Below are 12,112 nucleotides of genomic sequence, written 5' to 3' on the forward strand. Positions count from 1 at the left end.
CCCCGGCCCCCGCGCGCACCGCGGCAGCTCGGCGCCAAGCTCGGCGTCTGGGTCCTCCTGCTGATCGGCGCCGCCTTCGCGGGCCTGCCGATCATCTGGATGGCCGCCAGCTCGTTCAAGTCGAACACCGAGATCTTCGAGTACCCGCCGCGGCTGATCACCGACACGTTCTCGTTCGATGCGTACTCGGGCATCCTCGGCGACCCGACCAAGGTGCGCTTCTTCATCAACAGCTACGTCGTGGCGATCGCCGTGGTCGTGCTGACGCTCGTGGTCGCGATCCTCGCCTCCTACGCGTTCAGCCGCTACGAGTTCCGCTTCAAGCGCCCGATCAACGTGATCATCGTCAGCGTCCAGGCGGTCCCGCCGATCACGCTGCTGATCCCGTTCTTCGGCCTGATGGTGGTGCTGCGCCTCTACAACACCTACCAGGGCCTGATCCTCACCTACCTGGTCTTCACCCTGCCGTACGCGATCATCATGCTGACCGGCTACTTCAACACCCTCCCCCGGGACCTCGACGAGGCGGCGCGGATGGACGGGGCCGGCCCGATGACCGTGCTGTGGCGGATCCTGGTGCCCATCGCGATCCCGGGCATCGTCTCGGTCGGCGTCTACACGTTCATGATCGCGTGGAACGAGTACCTGTTCGCGCTGACCCTCACGCGCACCGACGACATGCGCACCGTCCCCATCGGCATCCAGCTGCTGATGGGCCAGAACTCCTACGAGTGGAACGAGATGATGGCGATGAGCATCCTCGGATGCATCCCCGTCCTCCTCCTCTTCCTCTTCTTCCAGCGGTACTTCATCGGCGGCATGACCGCCGGGGCCGTCAAGAGCTGAGGCGCGCGACCGCGCGCCCGGAACCACCACAGAGAAGGACGATCACAGAATGCTTGTATCCGGAAAAGACCTCCTGGACGTCGCGAACGCCAACGGCTTCGCGGTCCCGGCCTTCAACGTCAGCGACTACGCGATGATGAACGGGCTGTTCGAGATCAGCGAGGAGAAGCAGTCCCCGCTCCTGATCGCCATCCACCCCGACGAGCTGAGCCACACCGGCGTCGACATCCTGCACGCGATCATCGCCCGCGCCCACCGCTCGAGCGTCCCCGTCACCATCCACCTCGACCACGGCGCGACCTACGAGCAGGTGCTGCTGGCGATCAAGTCCGGCTTCACCTCCGTGATGATCGACGGCTCGATGCTCCCCTACGACGAGAACGTCGCCGTCACCAAGCGCGTCGTCGACACCGCCCACGCGGTCGGCGTCTCGGTCGAGGGCGAGCTCGGCACGATCGGGAAGACCGACGACGAGGCCGAGGACGGAGCGGCGAGCATCATCTACACGGAGCCCGACGAGGCCGTCGACTTCGTCTCGTCGACCGGCGTGGACAGCCTCGCGATCGCGATCGGCACGAGCCACGGCCTCTACCCCGCCTCGATGAAGCCGGCGCTCAAGCTCGACCTGCTCGCCGAGATCAAGAAGCGCGTAGCCGTCCCCCTCGTCCTCCACGGCGGCTCGAACAACCCCGACGCCGAGATCGCGGAATCGGTGAAGCGCGGAGTGAACAAAATCAACATCTCGAGCGACATCAAGGCGGCGTACCACAACCGCATGCGCGAGGTGCTGGCCGACCCGTCCGTCCGCGAGCCGAACACCATCCAGCCGCCGTCCATCGCGGCGATGAAGGAGACGGCCGCGCAGAAGATCGACCTGTTCGGCTCCGCCGGCAAGGCCTCGCTCTACTAGGCGCGGGAGACGTGGTGAACGCGAGGATCGTGCTCGGACTGGGCGGGACCGTCGACTACGAGATCGACTGGGACGACGCGGTCGTCCAGGCCCTCGTCGACGACTACCGGATCGCCCCGGACGAGCTCACGACGACGGCGCCGGTCGACACCGAGCGCGATCTCGTCGTCGCCCTCCTCGCGTTCCTCGCCGTCGGCGCGGGAGGGGAGAGATTCGCCTCCTCCTCCTGCGTCGTCGAGGAGTTCGCGCAGCGCTTCCCCCGCAGGATCACCCTCGGCGGGACGGGCGTCCGGGCCGGCTACGCACTCGCGGTGCACGGCCTCGTCGCGACCCAGCACCTGGTGAGCATCGACGACCACGTGCGCCGGCTGCTCCCCGTCGGCAACGACTACGTGCTCAGCGCGAGGGCCGACAGCACCGACCCGCACCTGATCGTGCAGTTCCCCCGCGGCGCGCGGGTGCGGGTCGGCGATGCGGAGCTCGTCGCTCCGCACCCCAACCGGGTCATCGTCTCGAACGACCCGCCCAACCGCGAGCTGCTGCTGGCGGAGGAGCTCGGCACGGTCCTCGCGGACGCCCGCATCGTCCTCGTGTCCGGCTTCAACTCGATCCAGGACGAGGCGGTCCTCGACGACCGACTCGCCACACTCCGCCGGCACCTCGACGCGCTGCCCCGCGGCGCGGTCGTGATCTACGAGGACGCGGGCTTCCACCTCCCCGAGCTCCAGGCACGAGCGCGGGCGGCACTGCTCGATCGGGTCGACGTCCTCAGCATGAACGAGGACGAGCTCCAGGCGATGCTCGGCCGGCCGATCGACCTGCTCGACACCGTCGCGGTCGTCACCGCGCTCCGCGACGCCGCCGCGCAGCTCCCGGGACCGGTGCTGATCGTGCACACCCGGCACTGGTCGGCGGCCGTCGGCGGCCGGGCGCATCGGTACCGGGGGGCTCTGCGGGGCGCCGTCACGATGGCCAGTGCCCGCTACCTCCTCGGGGACGGCTTCACCGCCGCCGACTACGACCGCGTCGGCGGACTCCCTCCCCAGCCCGGCTCGCAAGCGGTGTGCGCAGCGGTGGAGTCGACGCTCGAGGCCTGCTGCGTCCCCGGGCTCGTCCTCGAGACGGACCGGCCGACGACGATCGGCCTCGGCGACACCTTCGCCGGCGGCTTCGTCTCGGCCCTCGCGCGCGGCGAGTCCTGACGGCAGGCGAGGCCGGGCTCCGAGCCTCCGCAGGAACGCCGACGGCCCCGGACCCCGCTGCTGCGGGACCGGGGCCGAGGGCGTCGTCCGGGGAGGACTCAGCGGCGCTTGGACTGCGCGCGTCGCTCCTCGCGGTTGGCGGGGGCGTCCGAGCCGCCCGGCTTCTGGCCGAAGGCGCCGGTCGTCGGAGTCTCCTCCGCCTCGCCCTCGGGGAGCGCCTTGCGGGCCTCCTCGGCGCGGGCCTTCGCGGTGGCCGCCTGCTGCACCTGTCCGCGCTGGTCGCGGACCTCGACGCCGCCGGTGTCGCTCGGAGCCGAGTAGCTGAGCTTCTCGGCCGGAGCGACCGGCTGAGCGAGGCCCTTGGCCGCGACTCCGGCGACCTCGCCCTGCTTCTGGGTCACCTCGACCTCGAGGTTGAAGAGGAAGCCGACGGTCTCCTCGCGGATCTGCCCCATCATCTGCTGGAACAGGGCGAAGCCCTCGCGCTGGTACTCGACCAGCGGGTCGCGCTGGGCCATCGCGCGCAGGCCGATGCCGTCCTTGAGGTAGTCCATCTCGTAGAGGTGGTCGCGCCAGCGGCGGTCGATCACCGAGAGCACGACACGGCGCTCGAGCTCGCGCATGGCGGGAGAGCCCAGCTGCTCCTCGCGGCGCTGGTAGGCGAGCTGCGCGTCCGAGAGGATCTCGCGGCGCATGAACTCCTTGTTGATGCGACCGCGGCTGCCCGCCTCCTGCACCACCTCGTCGATGGTGAGGCTGATCGGGTACAGCGTCTTCAGCTCGGTCCAGAGGGCGTCGAAGTCCCAGTCGTCGCCGTTGCCGTCGCCGGTGTGCACCTCGAGGATCTCGTCGATCACGTCGACGAGGAACTTCTGGGTGCGCTCGTGCAGGTCGTCGCCCTCGAGGATGTGGCGGCGGTCCGAGTAGATCGCCTCGCGCTGGCGGTTGAGGACGTCGTCGTACTTGAGGACGTTCTTGCGGATCTCGGCGTTGCGGGCCTCGACCTGCGACTGGGCGCTGCGGATGGCGCGCGAGACGACCTTCGACTCGATGGCGATGTCGTCCGGGACGTTGCCCCGGCCCATGAGCGCCTCGGCGGCGCCGGAGTTGAACAGGCGCATGAGGTCGTCGGTGAGCGAGAGGTAGAAGCGGCTCTCCCCCGGGTCGCCCTGGCGGCCCGAGCGTCCGCGGAGCTGGTTGTCGATGCGGCGCGACTCGTGGCGCTCGGTGCCGAGCACGTAGAGGCCGCCGGCGGCCTGGACCTTCTCGGCCTCCTCGCCCACCTTCTCCTTGACGGCGGCGAAGACCTCGTCCCACGCGGCCTCGTACTCCTCCGGGGTCTCGGAGGGGTTCAGGCCCTTGGCCGTCATCTCGGAGACCGCGAGGAACTCGGCGTTGCCGCCGAGCATGATGTCGGTGCCTCGACCGGCCATGTTGGTCGCGACGGTGACGGCGCCGAGGCGGCCGGCCTGGGCGACGATGGCCGCCTCCCGCGCGTGGTTCTTGGCGTTCAGGACCTCGTGGCGCACGCCCTTCTTGGCGAGCAGGCGCGAGAGGTACTCGCTCTTCTCGACGCTGGTCGTGCCGACGAGGACCGGCTGCCCGGCCGCGTGGCGCTCCGCGATGTCCTCGACGACCTGGGCGAACTTGACCTGCTCGTTCTTGTAGACGAGGTCGGCGTTGTCGATCCGCTGCATCTTGCGGTTCGTCGGGATCGGGACGACGCCGAGCTTGTAGGTCGACATGAACTCGGCGGCCTCGGTCTCGGCCGTTCCGGTCATGCCGGAGAGCTTCGCGTAGAGGCGGAAGTAGTTCTGGAGCGTGACGGTCGCCAGGGTCTGGTTCTCGGCCTTGACCTGCACGCCCTCCTTCGCCTCGATGGCCTGGTGGATGCCCTCGTTGTAGCGGCGTCCGGCCAGGATGCGCCCGGTGTGCTCGTCGACGATCAGGACCTCGCCGTTCAGCACGACATAGTCCTTGTCCTTCTTGAACAGCGCCCGCGCCTTGATGGCGTTGTTGAGGAACGAGATCAGCGGGGTGTTCGCCGACTCGTAGAGGTTGTCGATGCCGAGGTAGTCCTCGACCTTCTCGATGCCGGGCTCGAGGACGCCGACGGTGCGCTTCTTCTCGTCGACCTCGAAGTCCTCGCCCTCGTCGAGGCGCTTGGCGAGGTTGGCGAACTCCGCGAACCAGCGGTTCGCCTCGCCCGAGGCCGGCCCGGAGATGATCAGCGGGGTGCGGGCCTCGTCGATGAGGATCGAGTCGACCTCGTCGACGATGGCGTAGAAGTGGCCGCGCTGGACCATGTCCTGCGCCTGCCACGCCATGTTGTCGCGGAGGTAGTCGAAGCCGAACTCGTTGTTCGTGCCGTAGGTGATGTCGGCCGAGTACTGCTCGCGGCGCTGCTCCGGGGTCTGGCCCGAGAGGATCACTCCGGTCGTCATGCCGAGGGCGCGGAACACGCGCCCCATCAGCTCGGACTGGTACGACGCGAGGAAGTCGTTGACCGTGACGATGTGCACGCCGCGGCTGGCGATCGCGTTGAGGTAGGCCGGAAGGGTCGCGACGAGCGTCTTGCCCTCTCCGGTCTTCATCTCGGCGATGTTGCCCAGGTGCAGGGCGGCGCCGCCCATGAGCTGCACGTCGAAGTGGCGGAGGCCGAGCGTCCGGCGCGAGGCCTCGCGGACGGCGGCGAACGCCTCCGGCAGCAGGTCGTCGAGGGACTCGCCGTTCGAGTAGCGCTCGCGCAGCTCGACGGTCTCGTTCTTCAGCTCCTCGTCGCTGAGGTGCGTGAAGTCCTCTTCGAGGGCGTTGACGGCCTTCGCGTAGTTCTCGAGGCGGCGGATGACCCGCCCCTCCCCGACGCGAAGGACCTTTTCGAGGACAGAGGCCACGGGGTACTCCAAAAAAATAGAAGACAGGAGTCGCGCGCCGGAGCGCGGACCGCGACCAGCCTAGCCGGGGCGGGCGGCGAGCGGTCGGGGCGACGCGTCCGCCCTGGGCGGACTCCCTGCCTGGGCACGGGGAGGGCCCCGGAGCGGATGCTCCGGGGCCCGGGGTCGGATCTCAGCCGGCGGCCTGCTCGGCGAGCTCGTCGGCCTCGTCGCCGAGGCCGATGACGCCGTAGTCCCAGCCCTTGCGGCGGTAGACCACGCTCGGGCGGTTCGTGTCGGAGTCGATGAAGAGGTAGAAGTCGTGTCCGACCAGCTCCATGTAGTCGACGGCGTCGTCGACGGTCATCGAGACGGAGGCGAAGACCTTCTTGCGGATGACGACGGGGCAGTACGGCTCCTCGACCTCGTCCTCCACCGGCTCCGGCGCCTCCTGCACGGGGATGACGCCTGTGCTCAGCTGCTCCAGCACCGCCGCGTCGGCCGGCTGGATGGCGACGACGCTGAAGTCGTCGGCGGCCGCGTCGCGGAGCGAGGTCGGCCGATGCTGGCCCCGATGGACCTTCTTCCGGTCCTTGGCGCGTCTCACCCGTTCGAGCAGCCGGCCGATGGCGACGTCGAACGCCGCGTACTTGTCGGCTCCGCTCGCCTCGGCCCGGACCACGGGCCCCTTGCCGATCAGCGTCAGCTCCACGCGGTCGCCGCCGGCCGAGCCCTTGCCCTCGGCGTGCCTGCTCGCCTTGATCTCGAGTGCGAGAGCACGATCGGCGAGGTGCGCCACCTTGTCCGACTTCTCCGTCGCGTACGCGCGGAAGCGATCGGTGATGTCGATGTTGCGTCCTGTGATGTCGATGTCCATGACAACCTCCCAGTCGAGTACGGCGTGCCGCCTTTCTCCGGGGCGGACCGTTCACGCCGTGCCCCCACCGTAGACCCCGGCCACCGGATCGTCACCGGGAGTTCGTCCGGATTCTGCTGCTACGTTCCCTCCTCGTTGCGCGGTGCCGGCCAGGGCCGCCGCGGCCCGGACCGTCCCGCCGGCCGCACGCACGGCGCGCCGGAGCTCGAGCAGGGTCGCGCCGGAGGTGACCACGTCGTCGACGAGGACCATCGGCGGCCACGACGAGAGCGGACGGCGGGCGCGGAACGCCCCGTCGAGGTTGCCGCGCCGCTCGACGCGGCCGAGCCCGACCTGGTCGCGGACCATCCGCGACCGCCGCAGAGGACGCGCCGCCCGCCCTCCCGCCGCGGCGACCAGCTGCGCGACGGGATCGGCGCCCCGCCGCACGCGGCCGAGCCAGGAGCCGGGCGGGACGACCAGGATCGCGGGGCTGCCGGCGAGCGCCGCGCCGAGGGCGGGACGCAGCAGCGCGCCGAGCGGGGCGAGGCAGGCCGTGCGGCCCTCCTCCTTCAGCGCGACGACGAGGCGGCGCACCGTGCCCTCGTACGGGGCACCGGTGACGACGAGGAGCGGATCGTCCGGCGGCCCGACGACGCGGGTCAGCAGGCACGCCGAGGCGGCCGCATCGGCCGAGCAGTCCGGACAGGGCGCCCGGCTCGTCGGCTCTCCGCAGGCGGGGCACTCCAGCGGGAGGAGGACGGCGAGGGCGTCGAGCAGGTGATCGGAGAGCATGCCTCCACGTTCGCCGTCCGGGCCGCGGCGCGACGGGCGGATCCGTCGGATCGGGACGATCCGCCCGCCCGACGCGCCTGGGGAGGAGCATCCGGAGCGCGCCGCCGTCGGAAGGGCTCGTCGCCGCCGGCAGGACCCGTCAGGACCCCATGCCTGTCTGCGCCGCGAGCAGCCGGATGTCCGTCGCGGTCGTCTGCCAGGCCGAGCCCCGCTGCTGCCGGAGCTCCCCGCCCTCGGCGAGGATGCGGATCTGGGTCGAGGTGTTGCCCGCGGCGATCTGGACCGTGCCCGTCGTCGTGCCGAGGGCCGTGGCGCCTCCGCCGAGCAGGTTCATCGTGACGGCGTCCTCTCCCGTCGAGCCGCGGACGACCGACACCACATCGAGCTCGTCCGTCCAGGCCGCGGCGACCGCGGTCCCCAGGGTCGAGCGGAGGACGACCGGCTCGCCGACCGCCACCGGGTCGCCGTCCCGTGAGCGGGTGATGCCGGCCACCAGCACCGTCGCCTGCTGCCCGTCCTGGGCGAGCGCCAGCATCCGGGTGCCGTCGCGCGACACGGCGATCGAGGCGAGCGACTCGACCTCGCTCCAGGCCGTCGCGACCTGCATCGAGCGCGAGCCGTCCGCGGAGTACGCCACCAGCTGCCCGGGCGAGGCCGACGGCACGGACCACACGTACCCGAGCGGATCGATCGTCGGCGCGACGAGGCCCGACCGCGCGTCGAGGAGGACGTCGGCGCCGTCGGGCTCCACGAGGCTCACACCCGCGGCGGTGAGCACGGCGGCCGATGCGTCCGAGTCGGCCCCGCGCTGCTCGCCGAGGACCGCGGCCCGCGGCTGCAGCGCCTCGATCCGATCCGAGATCCCGAGGCCGGCCAGCCCGGAGGAGCCGAGGAATCCGAAAGCATCGTCGGTCAGCACGAGCGGCCGGGTGTCGACGCGGGGCGAGGTCGGCAGCCCGGTGACCTCGGAGGGGACGTCGATCGGGTTCTGCTCGACGGAGAGCGCGACTCCGGTGACGTTCGAGACGTTCGCGAGGCTCCGGTTCAGCTGCAGCGCCATCAGCCGCCACTGCGCCGGATCGGCCTCGAGAGCGGCCGGGTTCAGGTCCACCACGGCGCGCTGCGACTCGACCGGGACGGTCTCGGCCGCCAGGGTCGTGCCGGTCGGGAAGGCCGACACGACGGCGGCGGAGTCCCGCAGCCACGGCGTGGGGCCGCGCAGCAGCTCGGTGACGATCGTGGTGCTGGTGGAGCTGTCGGCGCGCGAGGCGAACCAGCGCAGGTCCGGCACGAGGTACTGGTATCCGGGGTCGAAGAAGTAGAGCGCGTGCGTCGAGAAGACCTGCTCGAAGGTGGTGCGGTCGATCACCACGCCGCTCGGTGGCGCGCTGATGCGCCACTCGCCGTTCTCCTGGACGAAGCCGTAGTCGAGGGTCAGGCCGGCCGTGGTGGCGACGTCGGTGTAGACGCCGGTCGCGTCGACCTCGGCGACGGGCGTGATCGTCAACGAGAGCGTGGATCCCGACTGCGGCGAGGCGGAGCGCTGGCCCTCGTCGACCGTCACGTGCTCGCCCGGCGTCCAGTCGGCTCCCGTGGAGAGGAACTCGCGGGCGATCTTGTAGTTGTTCTGCGGGCTCGACGCGGCGTCGATGAAGCCGGTCAGGATGTCGCGCTGCGACGCACCGACGGCGGGTCCCGACGGGAGGAAGTCGTACTGGAGGTCCTGCGGCGCGGTGTCGGGCCGTCCGACTCCGACGTCGCCGTCCCGCGGGATGCCGGCGCACCCGGCCAGCCCGAACGCGAGCAGCGCGGCGGCCGCGACGGCGCGGAGGACGCCGCGCCTCACGGGAGCACCCCCGCGGCCCCGACCGGAGGAGCCTGCAGCGGCGGGAGGACGATCGGGCCGCTGTAGGCCTGCTCGCCCGCGTCGACCGGGGGAAGCGGGAGCGGCGAGGCCTCGATCCGCTCGCCGCGGTGCCGGGGCACGGTCAGGCGGAAGCAGGCGCCGCGGTCGGGCACGGACCAGACCTGCAGCCAGCCGTGGTGCAGTGCGGTGTCCTCCTGCGCGATGGAGAGGCCGAGGCCGGTGCCGCCGAGCGTGCGGCGGCGGGACGGATCGGCGCGCCAGAAGCGGTCGAAGACGCGCACCACCTCCTCGCTGCTCATGCCGTGCCCGTAGTCGCGCACGGCGAGGGCGACCGCGCTGGCGTTGCTGTCGACGGTGACGACGACCTCGCGGCCGTCGCCGTGCTCGATCGCGTTGCCCAGCAGGTTGCGGACGATCCGGCGGATGCGGCGCGGATCGAGGTCGGCGTCGAAGTAACCGCCCGGGGCGGAGAGAGTGAGCCGGGAGCCGTTCGCCTCCGCGATCCCCCGCATCGCCTCGATCTCGTCGCCGGCCAGCTTCACCAGGTTGACCGGCTCGAGCTCGAGCTCGGCCGACCCCGCGTCGTGGCGGGAGATCTCGAGCAGGTCGGCGAGGAGGCTCTCGAAGCGGTCGATCTGGCTGTGCAGCAGCTCGACCGTGCGCTCGGCGACCGGGGCGAAGTCCTCGCGCTGGTCGTAGAGCACGTCCCCGGCCAGCTTCATCGTCGTCAGCGGCGTCCGGAGCTCGTGCGAGACGTCCGAGACGAAGCGCTGCTGGACCTGGCTGAGCGTCGCGAGCTCGCTGATCCGGTCCTGCAGGCTGTCGGCCATGCCGTTGAAGGACCGGGCGAGGGTCGCGATCACGTCCTGGCCCCGCTCCGGGATCCTCACGTCGAAGTCGCCGGCGGCGAGGCGCTGGCTCGTCTCGGCCGCGACCCGGACCGGGGCGACGACGATCCGCACGACGACCCAGCTGACCGCTCCGATCAGCAGGATGAGCAGGATCCCCGCCACGTTGAGCACCTGCTGCACGAACTGGAGCGTCCGCTCCGCGTCCGCGAGGGAGTAGCCGATGTACAGCTCGTAGCGCCCGGCCGAGCTCGGCAGCTCGAGGGTCGAGCCGACGAGGATGCCGGGCTGCTGCTGACCGGAGGCGTCGAGCGTCACCGACTGCCAGTACTGCCCGTCGGAGCCCGCCTGCACCCGCTCGCGCAGCGCGTCGCTGATCACGCCGTTCTGCAGCTCGCGGTTGTAGATGTCCTGGGGCGCCAGCGAGGACGCCTCCTGGTCGGGCGAGCGCACGACGGCGATCAGCGCGGAGGAGGAGGCGTCCCGGACGGCGGTGCGCACCGAGCTCATCACCTCCTCCATGTCCTGGCGGGTGGAGACGGTGGCGGCGTCGAGGTAGCCCTGCGCGGCCCGGGTCGCGCGCGACGTGTCGCCCGTGACCTGCGTCAGCCGCGACTGGAACAGGTTGTCGCTGATGCTGTACGAGAGGTAGACGCCGGTCGAGCCGATGGCGATGCCGCTGAGCAGAACTGTGATCGCGACCGCGCGGAACTGCAGCGACGTGCGCCACACCCCGAGCACGCGGCGGGGCCACCGGCGCACGTCGGGAGCGGCGAGGCGGGGCACGGTCAGCCCGGGAGGACGGCGCCGGCGCGGTAGCCGACGCCGCGCACGGTCATCACGATGCGGGGGTCGTCCGGGTCCTTCTCGACCTTGGCGCGCAGGCGCTGGACGTGCACGTTCACGAGGCGGGTGTCGGCCTTGTAGTGGTAGCCCCAGACCTGCTCGAGCAGCATCTCGCGGGTGAAGACCTGCTGGGGCTTGGAGGCGAGGGCGAGGAGGAGGTCGAACTCGAGCGGGGTCAGGCCGATGCGCGTCTCGCCGCGGCGGACCTCGTGGCCGGCGACGTCGAGGCTCAGGTCCCCGACCTGCAGCACCGCGTTCGCGGCGGCGGTGGCGGGACGCAGGCGCGTCCTGATCCGCGCGACGAGCTCCTTGGGGTCGAACGGCTTGACCATGTAGTCGTCGGCGCCGGACTCGAGGCCCTGCACGACGTCGGAGGTGTCGGACTTGGCCGTCAGCATGATGACGGGGACTCCGGACTCGGCGCGGATCGCGCGGCACACCTCGATCCCGTCGATCCCGGGCAGCATCAGGTCGAGCAGGACCAGGTCCGGCCGGGCCCGCCGGAAGGCCTCGAGGGCGCCGGAGCCGTCCGCGCAGAAGGAGACGTCGTACCCGTCGGCGCGCAGGACGATGCCGATCATCTCGGCCAGGGCGGCGTCGTCGTCGACCACCAGAATGCGCGCGCTCATCGGTCTGCTCTTCCTCGTCTCGGGTCGCGCCCGCCCACGGCGCGCACGGTGACCCGACCCAGGCTAACCGACGCACCTCCCCGCGGGCGGGGAGCGGCCTCGGCGGGCGAAGGGGTCCGCTCGGGGGAGGACCCCGCCCGCACGCCTGTGACAGCATGGAGGGGATGACCGACGCAGCTCAGTGGCCCCCGCCCGCAGGGCGTCCGGACGACGCGGCCGTCCCGGCGCAGGACGGCGACCGGCGCAGGCCGCTGCCCGCTCCCGTCGCCCCGGCCTGGTCGCCCGCGCCGCCGAGCGCAGGTCCCGTACCACCCGCTCCCGCCGGGGGCTCCTGGTCGCCCGCGCCGCCGAGCGCAGGTCCCGTACCACCCGCTCCCGCCGGGGGCTCCTGGTCGCCCGCCTCCGGCGCCGGCCCCTGGTCGCCCGGTCGCCCCGCACCC

Annotated in this window: 9 protein-coding genes; 3 read left to right on the forward strand and 6 right to left on the reverse strand. The window is 71.5% G+C overall.

Annotated elements, in window-relative coordinates:
• The first annotated feature begins 60 nt into the window (after positions 1–60).
• Genes C5C27_RS07455 through C5C27_RS07465 form a run of 3 tightly spaced genes read left to right on the forward strand, consistent with a single transcriptional unit; the run spans position 61 to position 2,958 of the window.
• Positions 61–846: a carbohydrate ABC transporter permease gene (locus C5C27_RS07455; RefSeq protein ID WP_374955276.1), complete on the forward strand. Its 786-nt coding sequence runs from the start codon at positions 61–63 to the stop codon at positions 844–846.
• 49 nt (positions 847–895) lie between these two features.
• Positions 896–1,756: a ketose-bisphosphate aldolase gene (locus C5C27_RS07460; protein ID WP_104238058.1), complete on the forward strand. Its 861-nt coding sequence runs from the start codon at positions 896–898 to the stop codon at positions 1,754–1,756.
• Between the two features lie 11 nt (positions 1,757–1,767).
• Positions 1,768–2,958, forward strand: coding sequence for an ADP-dependent glucokinase/phosphofructokinase (locus C5C27_RS07465; protein ID WP_258066545.1), 1,191 nt, complete (start codon positions 1,768–1,770; stop codon positions 2,956–2,958).
• 98 nt (positions 2,959–3,056) lie between these two features.
• Here C5C27_RS07465 and secA read toward each other — a convergent pair whose 3' ends face one another.
• The 6 genes from secA to mtrA all read right to left on the reverse strand — a co-directional run bounded on the left by secA (position 3,057) and on the right by mtrA (position 11,672).
• Positions 3,057–5,852 (reverse strand): preprotein translocase subunit SecA, encoded by a 2,796-nt coding sequence (secA, locus tag C5C27_RS07470; protein ID WP_104225488.1) that lies wholly within the window; start codon positions 5,850–5,852, stop codon positions 3,057–3,059.
• A 172-nt stretch (positions 5,853–6,024) separates the two neighbouring features.
• Entirely contained in the window at positions 6,025–6,708 is a 684-nt protein-coding gene (gene hpf, locus C5C27_RS07475; RefSeq protein WP_104224131.1) for a ribosome hibernation-promoting factor, HPF/YfiA family, read from the reverse strand.
• A 51-nt stretch (positions 6,709–6,759) separates the two neighbouring features.
• Positions 6,760–7,482, reverse strand: a complete 723-nt coding sequence (locus C5C27_RS07480; RefSeq protein ID WP_104314026.1) for a ComF family protein — start codon at positions 7,480–7,482, stop codon at positions 6,760–6,762.
• A gap of 139 nt (positions 7,483–7,621) precedes the next feature.
• Positions 7,622–9,328, reverse strand: coding sequence for an LpqB family beta-propeller domain-containing protein (locus C5C27_RS17980; RefSeq protein WP_181133471.1), 1,707 nt, complete (start codon positions 9,326–9,328; stop codon positions 7,622–7,624).
• The gene (gene mtrB / locus C5C27_RS07495) at positions 9,325–10,983 is read right to left on the reverse strand and encodes an MtrAB system histidine kinase MtrB (protein WP_244229464.1); all 1,659 of its coding nucleotides are present in this window, start codon (positions 10,981–10,983) and stop codon (positions 9,325–9,327) included. Before mtrB ends, C5C27_RS17980 begins: the two co-directional genes overlap by 4 nt.
• A gap of 2 nt (positions 10,984–10,985) precedes the next feature.
• A complete protein-coding gene (gene mtrA, locus C5C27_RS07500; RefSeq protein WP_104224133.1) occupies positions 10,986–11,672 on the reverse strand; it encodes an MtrAB system response regulator MtrA in 687 nt (228 codons plus the stop codon).
• Between the last annotated feature and the right edge of the window lie 440 nt (positions 11,673–12,112).

This window comes from Rathayibacter sp. AY2B7 (assembly GCF_002931635.1).
Taxonomy (GTDB): Bacteria; Actinomycetota; Actinomycetes; order Actinomycetales; family Microbacteriaceae; genus Rathayibacter.

Bases quoted from the DNA above. Each gene is read 5' to 3' on its own strand.
- mtrA (WP_104224133.1), bottom strand. From the start codon at position 11,672: ATGAGCGCGCGCATTCTGGTGGTCGACGACGACGCCGCCCTGGCCGAG.
- C5C27_RS07460 (WP_104238058.1), top strand. From the start codon at position 896: ATGCTTGTATCCGGAAAAGACCTCCTGGACGTCGCGAACGCCAACGGC.
- hpf (WP_104224131.1), bottom strand. From the start codon at position 6,708: ATGGACATCGACATCACAGGACGCAACATCGACATCACCGATCGCTTC.
- C5C27_RS07480 (WP_104314026.1), bottom strand. From the start codon at position 7,482: ATGCTCTCCGATCACCTGCTCGACGCCCTCGCCGTCCTCCTCCCGCTG.